At 59.4% G+C, this 14,419-nt stretch carries 28 protein-coding genes; all 28 read right to left on the reverse strand.

Annotated elements, in window-relative coordinates; translation table 11 throughout:
• Positions 1 to 134: 134 nt before the first annotated feature.
• The 28 genes from rplQ to rplC all read right to left on the reverse strand — a co-directional run bounded on the left by rplQ (position 135) and on the right by rplC (position 14,318).
• Entirely contained in the window at positions 135 to 527 is a 393-nt protein-coding gene (gene rplQ, locus AB3X99_RS35255) for a 50S ribosomal protein L17 (protein ID WP_027797304.1), read from the reverse strand.
• Positions 528 to 655: 128 nt separating this feature from the next.
• Complete coding sequence (rpoA, locus tag AB3X99_RS35260) at positions 656 to 1,633, reverse strand: DNA-directed RNA polymerase subunit alpha (RefSeq protein WP_069268218.1); 978 nt, start codon at positions 1,631 to 1,633, stop codon at positions 656 to 658.
• 124 nt (positions 1,634 to 1,757) lie between these two features.
• Entirely contained in the window at positions 1,758 to 2,381 is a 624-nt protein-coding gene (gene rpsD, locus AB3X99_RS35265) for a 30S ribosomal protein S4 (protein WP_069268217.1), read from the reverse strand.
• A gap of 156 nt (positions 2,382 to 2,537) precedes the next feature.
• Positions 2,538 to 2,942 (reverse strand): 30S ribosomal protein S11, encoded by a 405-nt coding sequence (gene rpsK / locus AB3X99_RS35270; RefSeq protein ID WP_006052224.1) that lies wholly within the window; start codon positions 2,940 to 2,942, stop codon positions 2,538 to 2,540.
• Positions 2,943 to 2,970: 28 nt separating this feature from the next.
• A complete protein-coding gene (gene rpsM / locus AB3X99_RS35275; RefSeq protein WP_028213337.1) occupies positions 2,971 to 3,336 on the reverse strand; it encodes a 30S ribosomal protein S13 in 366 nt (121 codons plus the stop codon).
• A gap of 35 nt (positions 3,337 to 3,371) precedes the next feature.
• Entirely contained in the window at positions 3,372 to 3,488 is a 117-nt protein-coding gene (gene rpmJ, locus AB3X99_RS35280) for a 50S ribosomal protein L36 (RefSeq protein ID WP_027819338.1), read from the reverse strand.
• Positions 3,489 to 3,509: 21 nt separating this feature from the next.
• Positions 3,510 to 3,728, reverse strand: a complete 219-nt coding sequence (gene infA, locus AB3X99_RS35285; protein WP_004521905.1) for a translation initiation factor IF-1 — start codon at positions 3,726 to 3,728, stop codon at positions 3,510 to 3,512.
• An 8-nt stretch (positions 3,729 to 3,736) separates the two neighbouring features.
• The gene (gene secY / locus AB3X99_RS35290; RefSeq protein ID WP_028206524.1) at positions 3,737 to 5,083 is read right to left on the reverse strand and encodes a preprotein translocase subunit SecY; all 1,347 of its coding nucleotides are present in this window, start codon (positions 5,081 to 5,083) and stop codon (positions 3,737 to 3,739) included.
• A gap of 59 nt (positions 5,084 to 5,142) precedes the next feature.
• Positions 5,143 to 5,577, reverse strand: a complete 435-nt coding sequence (rplO, locus tag AB3X99_RS35295; protein WP_028206523.1) for a 50S ribosomal protein L15 — start codon at positions 5,575 to 5,577, stop codon at positions 5,143 to 5,145.
• Between the two features lie 30 nt (positions 5,578 to 5,607).
• Positions 5,608 to 5,790, reverse strand: coding sequence for a 50S ribosomal protein L30 (gene rpmD, locus AB3X99_RS35300; protein ID WP_010106952.1), 183 nt, complete (start codon positions 5,788 to 5,790; stop codon positions 5,608 to 5,610).
• Positions 5,791 to 5,801: 11 nt separating this feature from the next.
• Positions 5,802 to 6,320 carry a 30S ribosomal protein S5 gene (rpsE, locus tag AB3X99_RS35305; RefSeq protein WP_028206522.1) on the reverse strand — a complete coding sequence of 173 codons (519 nt, stop codon included), beginning with the start codon at positions 6,318 to 6,320 and terminating at the stop codon, positions 5,802 to 5,804.
• 14 nt (positions 6,321 to 6,334) lie between these two features.
• Positions 6,335 to 6,700 carry a 50S ribosomal protein L18 gene (gene rplR, locus AB3X99_RS35310; protein WP_027819343.1) on the reverse strand — a complete coding sequence of 122 codons (366 nt, stop codon included), beginning with the start codon at positions 6,698 to 6,700 and terminating at the stop codon, positions 6,335 to 6,337.
• Positions 6,701 to 6,712: 12 nt separating this feature from the next.
• Complete coding sequence (gene rplF / locus AB3X99_RS35315; protein ID WP_069268216.1) at positions 6,713 to 7,243, reverse strand: 50S ribosomal protein L6; 531 nt, start codon at positions 7,241 to 7,243, stop codon at positions 6,713 to 6,715.
• Between the two features lie 18 nt (positions 7,244 to 7,261).
• Positions 7,262 to 7,657, reverse strand: coding sequence for a 30S ribosomal protein S8 (gene rpsH / locus AB3X99_RS35320; RefSeq protein ID WP_069268215.1), 396 nt, complete (start codon positions 7,655 to 7,657; stop codon positions 7,262 to 7,264).
• Between the two features lie 14 nt (positions 7,658 to 7,671).
• A complete protein-coding gene (gene rpsN / locus AB3X99_RS35325) occupies positions 7,672 to 7,977 on the reverse strand; it encodes a 30S ribosomal protein S14 (protein ID WP_069268214.1) in 306 nt (101 codons plus the stop codon).
• A 7-nt stretch (positions 7,978 to 7,984) separates the two neighbouring features.
• Complete coding sequence (gene rplE, locus AB3X99_RS35330; protein WP_069268213.1) at positions 7,985 to 8,524, reverse strand: 50S ribosomal protein L5; 540 nt, start codon at positions 8,522 to 8,524, stop codon at positions 7,985 to 7,987.
• Positions 8,525 to 8,540: 16 nt separating this feature from the next.
• Complete coding sequence (gene rplX / locus AB3X99_RS35335; RefSeq protein WP_069268212.1) at positions 8,541 to 8,849, reverse strand: 50S ribosomal protein L24; 309 nt, start codon at positions 8,847 to 8,849, stop codon at positions 8,541 to 8,543.
• A gap of 9 nt (positions 8,850 to 8,858) precedes the next feature.
• Positions 8,859 to 9,227: a 50S ribosomal protein L14 gene (gene rplN, locus AB3X99_RS35340; protein ID WP_028206517.1), complete on the reverse strand. Its 369-nt coding sequence runs from the start codon at positions 9,225 to 9,227 to the stop codon at positions 8,859 to 8,861.
• A gap of 346 nt (positions 9,228 to 9,573) precedes the next feature.
• Entirely contained in the window at positions 9,574 to 9,846 is a 273-nt protein-coding gene (gene rpsQ, locus AB3X99_RS35345; RefSeq protein WP_028206516.1) for a 30S ribosomal protein S17, read from the reverse strand.
• Complete coding sequence (gene rpmC / locus AB3X99_RS35350) at positions 9,843 to 10,037, reverse strand: 50S ribosomal protein L29 (protein WP_028206515.1); 195 nt, start codon at positions 10,035 to 10,037, stop codon at positions 9,843 to 9,845. The genes rpsQ and rpmC overlap by 4 nt, the downstream gene beginning before the upstream one ends.
• Positions 10,038 to 10,047: 10 nt before the next feature.
• Positions 10,048 to 10,464, reverse strand: coding sequence for a 50S ribosomal protein L16 (rplP, locus tag AB3X99_RS35355; RefSeq protein WP_027797288.1), 417 nt, complete (start codon positions 10,462 to 10,464; stop codon positions 10,048 to 10,050).
• A gap of 2 nt (positions 10,465 to 10,466) precedes the next feature.
• A complete protein-coding gene (gene rpsC / locus AB3X99_RS35360; RefSeq protein ID WP_027797287.1) occupies positions 10,467 to 11,258 on the reverse strand; it encodes a 30S ribosomal protein S3 in 792 nt (263 codons plus the stop codon).
• A gap of 11 nt (positions 11,259 to 11,269) precedes the next feature.
• Positions 11,270 to 11,599 (reverse strand): 50S ribosomal protein L22, encoded by a 330-nt coding sequence (gene rplV, locus AB3X99_RS35365; RefSeq protein ID WP_004199272.1) that lies wholly within the window; start codon positions 11,597 to 11,599, stop codon positions 11,270 to 11,272.
• A gap of 12 nt (positions 11,600 to 11,611) precedes the next feature.
• A complete protein-coding gene (gene rpsS, locus AB3X99_RS35370) occupies positions 11,612 to 11,887 on the reverse strand; it encodes a 30S ribosomal protein S19 (RefSeq protein WP_027797286.1) in 276 nt (91 codons plus the stop codon).
• Between the two features lie 10 nt (positions 11,888 to 11,897).
• Positions 11,898 to 12,725, reverse strand: coding sequence for a 50S ribosomal protein L2 (gene rplB / locus AB3X99_RS35375; protein WP_069268211.1), 828 nt, complete (start codon positions 12,723 to 12,725; stop codon positions 11,898 to 11,900).
• A gap of 2 nt (positions 12,726 to 12,727) precedes the next feature.
• The gene (gene rplW, locus AB3X99_RS35380) at positions 12,728 to 13,042 is read right to left on the reverse strand and encodes a 50S ribosomal protein L23 (protein WP_028206513.1); all 315 of its coding nucleotides are present in this window, start codon (positions 13,040 to 13,042) and stop codon (positions 12,728 to 12,730) included.
• Entirely contained in the window at positions 13,039 to 13,659 is a 621-nt protein-coding gene (rplD, locus tag AB3X99_RS35385) for a 50S ribosomal protein L4 (RefSeq protein ID WP_028206512.1), read from the reverse strand. Before rplD ends, rplW begins: the two co-directional genes overlap by 4 nt.
• Positions 13,659 to 14,318, reverse strand: coding sequence for a 50S ribosomal protein L3 (gene rplC, locus AB3X99_RS35390; protein WP_052406167.1), 660 nt, complete (start codon positions 14,316 to 14,318; stop codon positions 13,659 to 13,661). The genes rplD and rplC overlap by 1 nt, the downstream gene beginning before the upstream one ends.
• Between the last annotated feature and the right edge of the window lie 101 nt (positions 14,319 to 14,419).

Genomic DNA, 14,419 nt, shown 5'->3' on the forward strand with positions numbered 1-14,419 from the left:
ACCGTGTGGCAAAAGGGGACTGCAACCGGCAAACACGGTACGGCGCGCTTTCATCCACGCCGGAAAACAAAAAAGCCAGGCTAGGCCTGGCTTTTTCGCATGCCGCTCAATCCGGGGATCGAGCGACGGAAAGCTTATTCCGCTTCCTGGACGTTCTCTTCCGCGACTTCCGGACGGTCGAGCAGTTCGACCAGTGCCATCGGTGCGTTGTCGCCAACACGGAAACCGAACTTCAGGATACGCAGGTAGCCGCCCGGACGGTTCGCGAAACGCGGACCGAGCACGTCGAACAGCTTCGTGACCGAGTCACGATCGCGCAGGCGGTTGAACGCCAGACGACGGTTTGCGAGCGACGGCTTCTTGCCCAGCGTGATGAGGGGCTCGACAACCTTACGGAGTTCCTTCGCCTTCGGCAGCGTCGTCTTGATGACTTCGTGCTCGATGAGCGAGTTGGACATGTTACGGAGCATTGCCAGACGGTGGCTGCTCGTGCGGTTCAGTTTCCGCAGACCATGACGGTGACGCATTTCAATTTCCTTGAAACAAAGTTTTGGTCCAGCTCTTCTATCGCCCTGCAACTACCAGGGCACGGGCCGGTACGTGAAAAAGGCAAGACGCGGATTTTAAAGGAAAATCCGCGTCCGTGCCAGACTTCTTACTTGTCGAGACCAGCCGGCGGCCAGTTTTCGAGCTTCATGCCGAGCGTGAGACCGCGCGAAGCGAGCACTTCCTTGATCTCGTTGAGCGACTTGCGACCCAGGTTCGGGGTCTTGAGCAGCTCGTTCTCGGTGCGCTGGATCAGATCGCCGATGTAGTAGATGTTCTCGGCCTTCAGGCAGTTCGCCGAGCGAACCGTGAGTTCGAGATCGTCCACCGGACGCAGCAGGATCGGGTCGATCTGCGGGGCGCGCGAAGGCGCTTCCGCGGCCGTTTCTGTGCCTTCCAGAGCCGCGAACACCGACAGCTGATCCACGAGGATGCGGGCCGACTGGCGGATCGCTTCCTCAGGCGAGATCACGCCGTTGGTTTCGATGTTCATCACGAGCTTGTCGAGGTCGGTACGCTGCTCGACACGCGCGCTTTCCACGGCGTAGCTCACGCGGCGAACCGGCGAGAACGACGCGTCCAGCACGATGCGGCCAATGATCTTGGCCGACTCTTCGCCGTAACGGCGCACGTTGCCCGGCACGTAGCCACGGCCCTTTTCGATCTTGATCTGCACGTCGAGCTTGCCGCCCTTCGTCAGATGCGCAACCACGTGATCGGGGTTGATCACTTCGCAGTCGTGCGAGAGTTCGATGTCGCCAGCGGTGACAACGCCTTCGCCTTCCTTGCGCAGCGTAACCGTCACTTCGTCACGGTTATGCAGCTTGAAAACGACACCCTTCAGGTTCAGCAGCAGGTTGACCACATCCTCTTGCACACCATCGAGCGTCGAGTATTCGTGCACGACGCCTGCGATCGTCACTTCGGTCGGCGCGTAGCCCACCATCGACGACAGCAGCACGCGCCGGAGCGCGTTACCCAAGGTGTGGCCATAACCGCGTTCGAACGGCTCCATGACCACTTTCGCGTGGTTGTCGCCGAGCGATTCCACAGCGATGATCTTGGGTTTCAACAAACTGGTTTGCATAGGTTTTCCTTTTCAATACCCTCGGCTCGTTACACCGATAAGGCTGAGATGGCAACAACCTGAAAAAAACGGCCGAGGCCGCCTCCTGCGCGAAGCACAGAGGTTACCCCGGCCGTCAATCCGATTACCGCGAATACAATTCGACGATCAGGCTTTCGTTGATGTCGCCAGCGATGTCGCTGCGCTCAGGCATGCTCTTGAACGTGCCTTCGAACTTCTTCGCGTCGACCGACACCCAACCTGCCATGCCGCCTTGCTCTGCGAGCGAGAGGGCTTCGACGATACGCGCCTGCTTCTTCGCCTTTTCGCGAATCGCGACGACGTCGCCTGCCTTCACTTGCATCGACGGGATGTTCGAAACGACGCCGTTCACCGTGAGAGCCTTGTGGCTCACGAGCTGACGCGCTTCAGCGCGGGTCGAAGCGAAGCCCATGCGGTACACGACGTTGTCGAGACGCGATTCGAGCAGTTGCAGCAGGTTTTCGCCGGTGTTGCCCTTGATACGGTCAGCTTCCGCGAAGTAGCGGCGGAACTGGCGCTCGAGCACGCCGTAGATACGCTTCACTTTCTGCTTTTCGCGAAGCTGCGTGCCGTAGTCGGACGTACGTGCGCCCGAGGTGCGGCCGTGCTGACCCGGCTTGCTGTCGAGCTTGCACTTGTCGGCGAGCGAGCGGCGTGCGCTCTTCAGAAAGAGGTCGGTGCCTTCACGGCGGGACAGCTTGGCCTTCGGGCCGATATAACGTGCCACGTTGCTTTCCTTCGATAATTGATCACGCGAGGGCTAAACGCCGGCCTTCGCGCTAGTCCGGCTCTTTGAACCGAACGGTGGGCTTAGTCAATTCAATAACGCCGAGAGCCTGGGTCGCCGTTTCCGGCGGCTCAGGCGTTCGGCTAAAGCGACGCCTTAGATACGGCGGCGCTTCGGCGGACGGCAGCCGTTGTGCGGGACCGGCGTAACGTCGGAGATCGCGGTGATCTTGATGCCAAGACCATGCAGCGCGCGCACCGCCGATTCGCGACCCGGGCCGGGGCCCTTGATACGCACTTCGAGGTTCTTGACGCCGTATTCCATTGCAACACGGCCAGCCGATTCAGCTGCGACCTGAGCTGCGAAGGGCGTCGACTTACGCGAACCCTTGAAGCCCTGACCGCCCGACGTTGCCCAGGCAAGCGCGTTGCCTTGACGGTCGGTGATCGTGATGATCGTGTTGTTGAACGACGCGTGAACGTGAACCACGCCCTCGGCGACGTTCTTCTTAACCTTCTTGCGAACGCGTTGCGCCGCGGAGTTGTTCGAAGCCTTAGCCATTACGTTTTCCTGTAACTTTCAGTTCCGCTTACTTCTTCAGCGACTGTGCTGCGCGGCGCGGACCCTTACGCGTACGTGCGTTGGTACGCGTACGCTGGCCACGCAGGGGCAGGCCCTTGCGATGGCGCACGCCGCGGTAGCAGCCGAGGTCCATCAGGCGCTTGATGTTCATCGTCACTTCACGGCGGAGATCGCCTTCGACGACAAACTTGCCCACTTCCTCACGCAGCTTTTCCAGATCCGCGTCGTTCAGGTCCTTGACCTTCTTGTTGAACGGCACACCGGCGGCCACGCAGATGTTGCGCGAACGCGTGCGGCCAACACCAAAAATTGCCGTCAGGCCGATTTCGGTGTGCTGGTGGTTCGGGATGTTAACCCCTGCAATACGAGCCATTGTTTTTCCTCAAACAAAAAGCGCAAGCGCGCTAATCAGCCTTGGCGCTGCTTGTGGCGCGGGTCCGAGCTGCAGATCACGCGAACGACGCCGTTGCGCTTGATGATTTTGCAGTTGCGGCAAATGCGCTTTACCGATGCCATCACTTTCATGATATTACCCTTTTTCCTAAATCACTTCGCCCGGAACACGATCCGCGCACGCGACAGATCGTAAGGCGTCAACTCAACCGTCACCTTGTCGCCCGGGAGAATGCGGATGTAGTGCATCCGCATTTTTCCGGAAATATGTCCCAGAACGACATGGCCGTTTTCCAGCTTCACCCGGAAGGTTGCGTTGGGGAGGTTTTCGATAACCTCGCCTTGCATCTGGATTACATCGTCTTTGGCCATAGGTCCTTTTAACGCATCGGGACGCCGCCGCCCTTGAAGTTAGCCTTCTTGAGCAGCGATTCATATTGTTGCGACATCACGTACGACTGCACCTGCGCCATGAAGTCCATTGTGACGACGACAATGATCAGCAGCGACGTTCCACCAAAATAAAACGGCACATTCCAGCGCAGCACCAGAAACTCCGGCAGCAGGCAAACAAACACGATATAGATCGCACCGGCCAGCGTCAGACGCGTGAGGATGCGGTCGATATAGCGTGCCGTCTGATCGCCCGGACGGATGCCAGGTACGAACGCGCCACTCTTTTTCAGGTTGTCGGCCGTTTCCCTGCTGTTGAACACCAGTGCGGTGTAGAAGAAGCAGAAGAACACGATCGCCAACGCGTACAGCAACACGTACACGGGCTGGCCAGGCTTGAGGGCTTCGGCCACGTTGTGCAGCGTGTCCGCAAACCAGCCGGTTCGCGAACCCGAACTGAACCAGTTCAGGATGGTTGCCGGGAACAGGATGATCGACGACGCGAAGATCGGCGGAATCACACCCGACATGTTCAGCTTGAGCGGCAGGTGGGACGACTGCCCGCCGTAAATCTTGTTACCGACCTGGCGCTTCGCATAGTTCACGAGGATCTTGCGCTGGCCGCGTTCGATGAACACCACCAGGTAAGTCACGGCTGCGATCAGAACGACCACGATGATCGCCGAGATGATGCTCATCGAGCCGGTGCGAACCAGTTCGAAAAGCCCACCGAGCGCATTCGGGAAGCCTGCCGCGATCCCGCCGAAGATGATGATCGAGATACCGTTGCCAAGCCCGCGTTCCGTGATCTGCTCACCAAGCCACATCAGGAACATCGTGCCCGTTACGAGCGTCACGACCGTCGTCAAGCGGAACACCATGCCCGGATCGATCACGAGGCCAGGCTGGTTTTCCAGCGCGACCGCGATGCCGAACGCCTGAAACGTCGCCAGCACCACCGTGAAGATCCGCGTGTACTGCGTGATCTTGCGTTGTCCAGCCTGCCCTTCCTTCTTCAGCGCTTCCAGCTGCGGCGAGACGATCGCCATCAGCTGCAGGATGATCGACGCCGAAATATACGGCATCACACCCAGCGCGAAGATCGTGAACCGAGACAGTGCGCCACCCGAGAACATGTTGAACATGCCAAGGATGCCGCCCGACTGGCTCTGAAAGAGCTTCGCCAGTTGGTCCGGATCGATACCCGGAACCGGAATATGCGCGCCGATACGATAAACGACCAACGCCAGCAGCAGGAACACTGCACGCCGGCGCAGGTCGCCGAACTTCGGAGCGCTGCGACCGGTTTTTGCGAGACTCGGGCTGTTAGCCAAGTAGCTTCTCCGATGCAGATGCTAGTGACGGCGGGCAAGCCCGCACGCACCACTCACAATCACTCGGCAAAAGAACCGCCTGCTGCTTCAATCGCAGCACGCGCATTCTTCGTCGCACCCAGACCCTTCACGACGACCTTACGCTTGATCTCGCCGGTAGCGATGATCTTCGCGCTCCTGGTCAGTTCGCCCACGAGGCCTGCCTGCTTGAGAGCCAACAGATCGATTTCGTCGACCGGCAGCTTCTCGATGTCGGCGAGGCGCACTTCACCAACGAATTCCTTCGTCAGCGAGGTGAAGCCACGCTTGGGCAGACGACGCTGCAGAGGCATCTGACCGCCTTCGAAGCCGACCTTGTGGAAGCCGCCCGAACGCGATTTCTGACCCTTGTGACCACGGCCAGCGGTCTTGCCGAGGCCGGAGCCGATGCCGCGGCCGACGCGACGCTTTGCGTGCTTCGCGCCTTCTGCCGGCTTCAGGTTATTCAATTCCATTTTCAACTCCTGGAGTCTTTGGTCGACCGCTTAGCCGATGACCTTAACGAGGTACGAGACCTTGTTGATCATGCCGCGCACAGCCGGCGTGTCCTGCAGCTCGGAGACCGAGTTCAGGCGGCGCAGGCCGAGACCGCGCACAGTGGCACGGTGCGTTTCGCGGGTCCCAATCAGGCTCTTGACGAGCTGAACCTTGACAGTTTTTTCAGACATGGTACCCACCCTTAGCCCAGAATGTCTTCGACGGACTTGCCGCGCTTCGCCGCGATGTCAGCCGGGGTCGACTGCTTGCGCAGACCGTCCAGCGTGGCGCGAACGAGGTTGTACGGGTTCGTCGAACCGTGGCTCTTGGCCACGACGTTCTGCACGCCCATCACGTCGAACACTGCGCGCATCGGGCCGCCGGCGATCACGCCCGTACCTGCCTTCGCCGGAGCGAGGAGGACGACCGATGCGCCATGCTTGCCGTGCACTTCGTGTTGCAGGGTGCCGTTCTTCAGGGGCACCTTGAACATGTTGCGGCGAGCTTGTTCCATCGCCTTCTGGACAGCGACGGGCACTTCCTTCGACTTGCCCTTGCCCATACCGACGCGGCCATCACCATCGCCAACCACGGTCAGAGCGGCGAAGCCGAGAATACGGCCGCCCTTCACAACCTTGGTCACGCGATTGACCGAAATCATTTTTTCGCGGAGGCCGTCGTCGCGTTCGTCAGCCTGAACTTTCGCTTGCATCTTTGCCATGACGAATTCCTTCCTTAGAACTTGAGCCCGGCTTCGCGCGCAGCATCAGCCAGCGCCTTGACGCGGCCGTGATAGCGGAAACCCGAGCGGTCAAAGGCGACGGATTCGATGCCGGCGGCCTTAGCCTTTTCTGCAATACGCTTGCCGATCAGCGAGGCTGCAGCGACGTTGCCGCCCTTGCCCGACTGGTCAGCCAGTTGCGCACGCACTTCAGCTTCAAGCGTCGACGCGCTGGCCAGCACCTTGGTGCCGCAGGGCGAGAACACTTGCGCATAGATGTGCGTGTTCGTGCGATGCACGGCCAGACGCGCGACCTGCAGCTCAGCGATCTTGAGACGCGTCTGACGAGCGCGGCGCAGGCGAGATTGAGTCTTATCCATGATTGCGCACCCTTACTTCTTCTTCGTTTCTTTGAGGATCACAACCTCGTTGGCGTAGCGCACACCCTTGCCCTTATAGGGCTCCGGCGGGCGGTAGCCGCGGACTTCCGCAGCGACCTGGCCAACTTGTTGCTTGTCGATCCCCTTGATCACGATTTCCGTTTGCGACGGGGTTTCAGCCTTCACGCCTTGCGGCATCTGGTGCACCACCGGGTGCGAGAAACCCAGCGACAGGTTCAGCTTGTCGCCTTGCGCTTGAGCACGATAACCAACGCCAACCAGCGTCAGCTTGCGCTCGAAACCCTTCGTCACGCCTTGCACCATGTTCGCGACAATCGCGCGCATCGTGCCCGACATCGCATTGGCTTCGCGGCTTTCGTCGGTCGGCTCGAACTTGAGCGTACCGTTGTCGTTCACCACCTTCACGAGGCGGTTCGCAGCTTGCGAAATCGTACCCAGCGGGCCCTTGACGGTAATCTTCTCGTCGCTGAGCGTCGCTTCTGCGCCTTGCAGCGCGATCGGGCTCTTACCTACTCGAGACATGTTTCTTCTCCTTAGGCCTTAAGCGACGTAGCAGATAACTTCGCCGCCGACGCCAGTAGCGCGCGCCTTGCGGTCCGTCATCACACCCTTCGGCGTCGAAACGATCGCCACACCAAGGCCGTTCATGACCTGGGGGATTTCGTTGCGGCCGCGGTACACGCGCAGACCCGGCTTCGAGACGCGTTCGATGCGCTCGATAACGGGACGGCCAGCGTAGTACTTCAACGCGATGTTCAATTCCGACTTCGCACCTTCGGTCTTCACCGCGAAGTCGTCGATATAACCTTCGTCCTTCAGAACCTGCGCAATCGCAATCTTCACTTTCGACGAGGGCATAGCAACCGAAACCTTCTCGACCATCTGCGCATTGCGGATGCGAGTCAGCATATCGGCGATAGGATCACTCATGCTCATTTATGTTTCTCCTATTACCAGCTCGCCTTGGTGATGCCAGGGATCTCACCACGGAACGCGATTTCACGAATCTTGTTACGTGCGAGACCGAATTTGCGGAACGTGCCACGCGGACGACCCGTGAGTGCGCAGCGGTTACGCTTGCGAGTCGGGTTCGAGTTGCGGGGCAGTTGTTGCAGTTCCAGGCGAGCCGAATAGCGCTCTTCTTCCGACTTGCTTTGGTCGTCGATGATCGCCTTCAGCGCTGCGCGCTTCGGCGCGAATTTCGCTGCCAGACGAGCGCGCTTCTTTTCACGTTCGATCAGTGCCAGTTTAGCCACGGTAACCTCAGTTTCTGAACGGGAACTTGAAGCCGGCGAGCAGTGCCTTTGCTTCTTCGTCGGTCTTCGCGGTCGTCGTGATGCTGATGTTCAGCCCACGCAGCGCGTCGATCTTGTCGTAGTCGATTTCGGGGAAAATGATCTGCTCTTTCACACCGATGTTGTAGTTACCACGGCCGTCGAATGCCTTGCCCGACACGCCACGGAAGTCGCGCACGCGGGGCAGCGCAACCGTCACGAAACGATCCAGGAATTCGTACATGGCATTGCCACGCAGCGTAACCATCGTGCCGATCGGGTAGCCTTCGCGAATCTTGAAGCCGGCGATTGCCTTGCGCGACTTCGTGATGACGGGCTTCTGGCCGGCGATCTTCGTGAGGTCGCCAACGGCGTGCTCGAGGACCTTCTTGTCAGCGACGGCTTCACCAACACCCATGTTCAGGGTGATCTTGGTGAGGCGCGGCACTTCCATGACCGACTTGTAACCGAACTTCTCGATCAGGCCAGGAACGACCTTCTCTTTATAAAATTCTTGCAAACGTGCCATTTTTTACTCCGCAGCGTCAGGCGCTCAGAACAGCACCGGTCGTCTTCAGGAAACGAACCTTCTTGTCCCCTTCGACCTTGATGCCCACGCGCGACGGCTTACCGTTCGCGTCGACCAGTGCGACGTTCGAGATAGCCAGCGGCATTGCCTTGGCTTCCACGCCACCCGTCGTACCCTTCATGGGGTTCGGCTTCACATGCTTCTTCGCGATGTTGATGCCTTCGACAGTGACGCGCTCTTCGCCGATGGCCAGCACGACGCCGCGCTTGCCCTTGTCTTTGCCGGTAACGACGATAACTTCGTCACCCTTGCGAATCTTGTTCATCGCGGCTCCTTACAGCACTTCCGGCGCCAGCGAAACGATCTTCATGAATCGTTCGCTACGCAGCTCACGCGTAACCGGCCCGAAGATACGGGTGCCGATCGGCTCAAGCTTGGTATTCAAAAGCACGGCGGCGTTGCCATCGAACTTGATCAGCGAGCCGTCTTGACGGCGCACGCCCTTCGCAGTGCGAACCACAACAGCGTTGTAGATTTCGCCCTTTTTCACGCGCCCGCGCGGCGTTGCTTCCTTGACGCTCACCTTGATGATGTCGCCAATGCTGGCATAACGACGCTTCGAGCCGCCGAGCACCTTGATGCACAGAACTTCGCGTGCACCCGTGTTGTCGGCTACTTCAAGCCGAGTTTCGGTCTGGATCATGGTTTATCTTTCCCAACTTAATCCGGTCGCGCCACCATGGCACATCCGGTCAGTCTTGGTCCCGTCAGCCGCGCCGCCACTAGAACGACCGCTCAGCTGCTTGGGTAAGAACAGCAGCGACGGCAAACGAAACCGGCCATCGCATTCCGGTGAATCTTGCTAACCCGGACTGGCGCCCGAATCTGCTTCCCCACCTACATCCGCCTGCTGCTTTGCCAACAGCAAACCCATAAGCAGGGAAGACCAAGACTATAACTCGATAATCTTGGTCTAGCAAGCGAAATCTTCAGCGATTTCAATTACTTCTACACCCCGGGAAATGGCTCCCCGGGGTGTTGCGTCACTTTTAGATGACGCGTGCTGCTTCGATCAGCTTCGACACGGTCCAGGCCTTCGTCTTCGAGAGAGGACGGGTCTCCTGGATTTCAACGAGGTCACCCTCGTTGTACGTGTTCGCTTCGTCGTGCGCGTGGTACTTCTTCGACTGCACAACGTACTTGCCGTAGATCGGGTGCTTGACGCGGCGCTCGACCAGGACGGTGACCGTCTTGTCCATCTTGTTGCTGACGACTTTGCCGACCAGCGTCCGCTTAAGCGAGGTTTTCACGCTTTCGTTCATTTCTGGTTCGCCTTCTGAGTCAGGACGGTCCGCACACGTGCGATGTCGCGACGAACCTTCTTCAGCTGGCTCGTGTTGGTGAGCTGCTGGGTCGCGAGTTGCATGCGCAGGCCGAATTGCGCCTTCAAGAGGTCCGACAGCTCTTTGTCGAGCGCGGCCTTGTCTTTCTGAAGAAGTTCAGATGCCTTCATCAATCACTCCTTAGGCGCCGAGCTGGCGAACCATGAAGACCGTCTTCAGCGGCAGCTTGGCTGCAGCCAGACGGAAGGCTTCACGGGCCAGTTCTTCGGACACACCATCCATTTCATACAGCATCTTGCCCGGCTGAATCTCGGCGACGTAGTACTCAGGGTTACCCTTACCGTTACCCATACGCACTTCCGCCGGCTTTTGCGAGATCGGCTTGTCCGGGAAGATACGGATCCAGATGCGGCCGCCACGCTTGATGTGACGCGTCATTGCACGACGCGCTGCTTCAATCTGACGCGCGGTCAGGCGACCACGACCGATAGCCTTCAGACCGTATTCACCGAACGAAACTGCGTTGCCGCGCGTTGCGACGCCGGTGTTACGACCCTTCTGCTCTTTGCGATACTTCCTGCGTTTCGGTTGCAGCATCGTTATTCTCCACTCTTGCCGTCACCGCCGGCGCCACGGCGCGGTGCGCCACGACGGGCACCCGGTGCGCCTTCGCCATCACGGCGCGGACGACGATCGCCCGGACGCGCGTTGCGGCGCGGACGCTTTTCTTCGGCGACTTCTTCCACCACCGGTGCGTCGTTGCGGCCGAGCGTGTCGCCCTTGTAGACCCAAACCTTCACGCCGATGATGCCGTACGTCGTCTTCGCTTCCGAGGTTGCGTAGTCGATGTCAGCACGCAGCGTGTGAAGCGGCACTCGACCTTCGCGGTACCACTCGGTACGTGCGATTTCGATACCGTTCAGACGGCCGGCGCTCATGATCTTGATGCCCTGGGCACCCAGACGCATCGCGTTCTGCATCGCGCGCTTCATTGCGCGACGGAACATGATGCGGCGCTCGAGCTGCTGCGTGATCGAATCGGCGATCAGTTGAGCATCGGTTTCCGGCTTGCGGATTTCTTCGATGTTCACGTGAACCGGAACGCCCATGCGCTTCTGGAGTTCGGCCTTGAGGAGTTCGATGTCCTCGCCCTTCTTGCCGATCACCACACCCGGACGCGAGCTGTAAATCGTGATGCGAGCATTCTTTGCCGGACGCTCGATCACAACACGGCCCACCGAAGCGTTCTTCAGCTTCTTCTTCAGGTATTCACGAACACCGATGTCTTCCTTCAACATCGCCGCGAAATTGTTGTTGTTCGCGTACCAACGCGAAGCCCAATTGCGGCTGACGGCCAAACGGAAGCCAGTCGGATGAATTTTCTGTCCCATCGTATGGCTCCTTAATTCCCGACCGTCACAGTGATGTGACAGGATTGCTTCTCGATGCGGTTGCCGCGGCCCTTGGCGCGCGCGGTGAAACGCTTCAGCGAAGCTGCCTTGTCGACGTAAATGCTCTTGATCTTGAGCTCGTCGATGTCAGCACCTTCGTTGTGTTCCGCGTTTGCGATCGCCGAGAGCACAACCTTTTTCACGATGCCAGCCGCTTTCTTCGGCGAGAACGTCAGAACGTTCAGTGCCTTGTCGACCGGCAGACCGCGGATCTGGTCAGCCACAAGGCGCGTCTTCTGCGCCGAGATGCGGGCACCGCGATGAATTGCCTTCACTTCCATCTTGATTGCCCCTTATTTCTTGGCCTTCTTGTCGGCCGCGTGACCCTTGAACGTACGGGTCAATGCGAACTCGCCAAGCTTGTGGCCGACCATGTTTTCCGTGACATACACCGGAACGTGTTGACGGCCGTTGTGCACGGCAATCGTCAGACCGATGAAGTCCGGCAGGATCGTCGAACGACGCGACCAGGTCTTGATCGGTTTCTTGTCGCGCGTAGCTGCAGCCGCCTCAACCTTCTTCAGCAAATGGGCGTCGCAGAACGGACCTTTCTTAATAGAACGTGCCATTGCCTACTCCTTAACGCTTGTGACGGCGCTGGACGATCATGCTCGTCGTGCGCTTGTTGCTGCGGGTGCGATAGCCCTTCGTCGGCGTGCCCCACGGGCTCACCGGGTCGCGACCAGCCGCAGTCTTGCCTTCGCCACCACCGTGCGGGTGGTCGACCGGGTTCATTGCAACGCCACGGACCGTCGGGCGGATACCGCGCCAGCGGTTCGCGCCAGCCTTACCGATTTGACGGAGGCTGTGCTCTTCGTTGCCGACTTCACCGATCGTTGCGCGGCATTCAACGTGCACGCGGCGGATTTCGCCCGAACGCAGACGAACCTGCGCGTAGACGCCTTCACGTGCCAGCAGCATTGCCGACGTGCCAGCCGAACGCGCCATTTGCGCGCCCTTGCCCGGCAGCATTTCGATGCAGTGGATCGTCGTACCGACCGGAATGTTGCGGATCGGCAGCGTGTTGCCTGCGCGGATCGGCGCTTCCGAACCCGACATCAGCTGCGTGCCAACCGTCACGCCCTTCGGCGCGATGATGTAGCGGCGCTCGCCGTCTGCGTAAAGAACCAGCGCAATGTTCGCGCTACGGTTCGGGTCATACTCGAGACGCTCCACCTTCGCGGGGATGCCATCCTTCGTACGACGGAAATCGATCACACGGTAGTGCTGCTTGTGACCGCCACCCTGGTGACGCGTCGTGATGCGACCGTTGTTGTTACGGCCGGCCGTCGAGGACTTCTTTTCGAGCAGTGCCGCGAACGGCGCGCCCTTATGGAGGTCCTTGTTGACGATCTTGACCATCGCGCGGCGACCCGGCGAGGTCGGCTTAACTTTCACGATTGCCATGATTACTTGGCCTCCGCTTCAAAGTTGATTTCCTGGCCGGGCTTCAGGCAGACATACGCCTTCTTCACGTCCTTGCGCTTGCCGTTGAAGCGGCCAAAGCGCTTGGCTTTGCCCTTCTGGACCAGCACGTTGACGGACTCGACTTCCACCTTGAACAGCAGCTCGACAGCAGCCTTGACTTCCTGCTTGTTCGCGTCCGGCGCGACTTCGAAGACGACTTGTTCGTTCTTCTCCGCAACCAGCGTCGCCTTTTCGGAGATCACCGGTGCGAGCAGGACCTGCATCAAACGATGATCGTTCTTGCGAATCTCGCTCATGACAGCAACTCCTCGATCTGGGCGACCGCTGCCTTCGTGATCAGGATCTTCTTGAAGTAGATCAGCGAGAGCGGGTCGGCAAAACGCGGCTCAACGACTGCCACGTGGGGCAGGTTGCGCGACGCGAGATACAGGTTCTCGTCGACCGTGTCGGTGATGACCAGCACGGATTCGAGACCCATGGCCTTGAACTTTTCGGCCAGCAACTTCGTCTTCGGCGCTTCGAGCGAGAGCTCTTCGACGACCGAGATGCGGCCTTCGCGGGCCAGCTGCGAGAAGATCGAGCAGAGACCTGCGCGATGCATCTTCTTGTTGACCTTGTGCGAGAAGTTTTCTTCCGGCGAATTCGGGAAGATGCGACCACCGCCACGCCACAGCGGGCTCGACGACATACCGGCACGAGCGCGGCCCGTACCCTTCTGACGCCACGGCTTCTTGGTGGTGTGCTTGACCTGTTCGCGGTCCTTCTGCGCGCGGTTGCCGCTGCGCGCGTTCGCCTGGTAGGCGATAACGATCTGGTGGATCAGCGCTTCGTTGTAGTCACGGCCGAACACGACGTCCGACGCGTTAACAGCTGCGCCTTCCTGACCATTAGCGTTCAGGAGCTTCAGTTCCATTATTGCGCTCCTTTCTTGGCGCGCGCCTTGACGGCGGGCGTCACGAAAACCTTGCCGCCCTTTGCACCCGGCACGGCACCCTTGACCAGCAGCAGCTTGCGCTCTGCGTCGATACGGGCGATTTCGAGGTTTTGCACCGTCACGGTTTCGTCACCCATGTGACCGGTCATGCGCTTACCCGGGAACACGCGACCCGGATCCTGCGCCATACCGATCGAGCCCGGCACATTGTGCGAGCGCGAGTTACCGTGCGAAGCACGACCCGAAGCGAAGTTGTAACGCTTGATGGTACCGGCGTAGCCCTTACCGATCGAGGTGCCTTGCACGTCGATCTTCTGGCCTTCTTCGAAGAGTTCCACACCGATCACGGCGCCAGCGGACAGTTCGGCGGCCTTAGCGGCGTCGATCTGGAATTCCTTGAGGATTTCACCGGCTTGAACGCCAGCTTTGGCGAGATGACCTGCGAGCGGCTTCGTCACGCGCGATGCGCGGCGAGTACCGAAAGCAACCTGCACGGCCGTGTAGCCGTCGGTTTCAACAGTCTTGATCTGCGTCACGCGGTTGTCGGACACGTCCAGCACGGTCACGGGAATCGAATCCCCTTCGGCCGTGAAGATACGGGTCATGCCAACCTTGCGACCTACGAGTCCAAGGCTCATCGTTTTCTCCATTCCCGACTGCGATTGGTCGGGGCTAATTTACAAAGTACCGGCATGTTTTCGAGGTAAAGGCTCGAAGGGGACACACCGATTTTTTGCGC

Source organism: Paraburkholderia sp. BR10882 (assembly GCF_040948855.1).
GTDB lineage: Bacteria > Pseudomonadota > Gammaproteobacteria > Burkholderiales > Burkholderiaceae > Paraburkholderia > Paraburkholderia nodosa_A.

Coding starts and splice junctions, on each gene's coding strand:
- rplQ (WP_027797304.1), bottom strand. CDS start 527: ATGCGTCACCGTCATGGTCTGCGGAAACTGAACCGCACGAGCAGCCAC.
- rpoA (WP_069268218.1), bottom strand. CDS start 1,633: ATGCAAACCAGTTTGTTGAAACCCAAGATCATCGCTGTGGAATCGCTC.
- rpsK (WP_006052224.1), bottom strand. CDS start 2,942: ATGGCTAAGGCTTCGAACAACTCCGCGGCGCAACGCGTTCGCAAGAAG.
- rpsM (WP_028213337.1), bottom strand. CDS start 3,336: ATGGCTCGTATTGCAGGGGTTAACATCCCGAACCACCAGCACACCGAA.
- rpmJ (WP_027819338.1), bottom strand. CDS start 3,488: ATGAAAGTGATGGCATCGGTAAAGCGCATTTGCCGCAACTGCAAAATC.
- infA (WP_004521905.1), bottom strand. CDS start 3,728: ATGGCCAAAGACGATGTAATCCAGATGCAAGGCGAGGTTATCGAAAAC.
- rplO (WP_028206523.1), bottom strand. CDS start 5,577: ATGGAATTGAATAACCTGAAGCCGGCAGAAGGCGCGAAGCACGCAAAG.
- rpmD (WP_010106952.1), bottom strand. CDS start 5,790: ATGTCTGAAAAAACTGTCAAGGTTCAGCTCGTCAAGAGCCTGATTGGG.
- rpsE (WP_028206522.1), bottom strand. CDS start 6,320: ATGGCAAAGATGCAAGCGAAAGTTCAGGCTGACGAACGCGACGACGGC.
- rplR (WP_027819343.1), bottom strand. CDS start 6,700: ATGGATAAGACTCAATCTCGCCTGCGCCGCGCTCGTCAGACGCGTCTC.
- rplF (WP_069268216.1), bottom strand. CDS start 7,243: ATGTCTCGAGTAGGTAAGAGCCCGATCGCGCTGCAAGGCGCAGAAGCG.
- rpsH (WP_069268215.1), bottom strand. CDS start 7,657: ATGAGCATGAGTGATCCTATCGCCGATATGCTGACTCGCATCCGCAAT.
- rplE (WP_069268213.1), bottom strand. CDS start 8,524: ATGGCACGTTTGCAAGAATTTTATAAAGAGAAGGTCGTTCCTGGCCTG.
- rplX (WP_069268212.1), bottom strand. CDS start 8,849: ATGAACAAGATTCGCAAGGGTGACGAAGTTATCGTCGTTACCGGCAAA.
- rplN (WP_028206517.1), bottom strand. CDS start 9,227: ATGATCCAGACCGAAACTCGGCTTGAAGTAGCCGACAACACGGGTGCA.
- rpsQ (WP_028206516.1), bottom strand. CDS start 9,846: ATGAACGAAAGCGTGAAAACCTCGCTTAAGCGGACGCTGGTCGGCAAA.
- rpmC (WP_028206515.1), bottom strand. CDS start 10,037: ATGAAGGCATCTGAACTTCTTCAGAAAGACAAGGCCGCGCTCGACAAA.
- rplP (WP_027797288.1), bottom strand. CDS start 10,464: ATGCTGCAACCGAAACGCAGGAAGTATCGCAAAGAGCAGAAGGGTCGT.
- rpsC (WP_027797287.1), bottom strand. CDS start 11,258: ATGGGACAGAAAATTCATCCGACTGGCTTCCGTTTGGCCGTCAGCCGC.
- rplV (WP_004199272.1), bottom strand. CDS start 11,599: ATGGAAGTGAAGGCAATTCATCGCGGTGCCCGCATCTCGGCGCAGAAG.
- rpsS (WP_027797286.1), bottom strand. CDS start 11,887: ATGGCACGTTCTATTAAGAAAGGTCCGTTCTGCGACGCCCATTTGCTG.
- rplB (WP_069268211.1), bottom strand. CDS start 12,725: ATGGCAATCGTGAAAGTTAAGCCGACCTCGCCGGGTCGCCGCGCGATG.
- rplW (WP_028206513.1), bottom strand. CDS start 13,042: ATGAGCGAGATTCGCAAGAACGATCATCGTTTGATGCAGGTCCTGCTC.
- rplD (WP_028206512.1), bottom strand. CDS start 13,659: ATGGAACTGAAGCTCCTGAACGCTAATGGTCAGGAAGGCGCAGCTGTT.
- rplC (WP_052406167.1), bottom strand. CDS start 14,318: ATGAGCCTTGGACTCGTAGGTCGCAAGGTTGGCATGACCCGTATCTTC.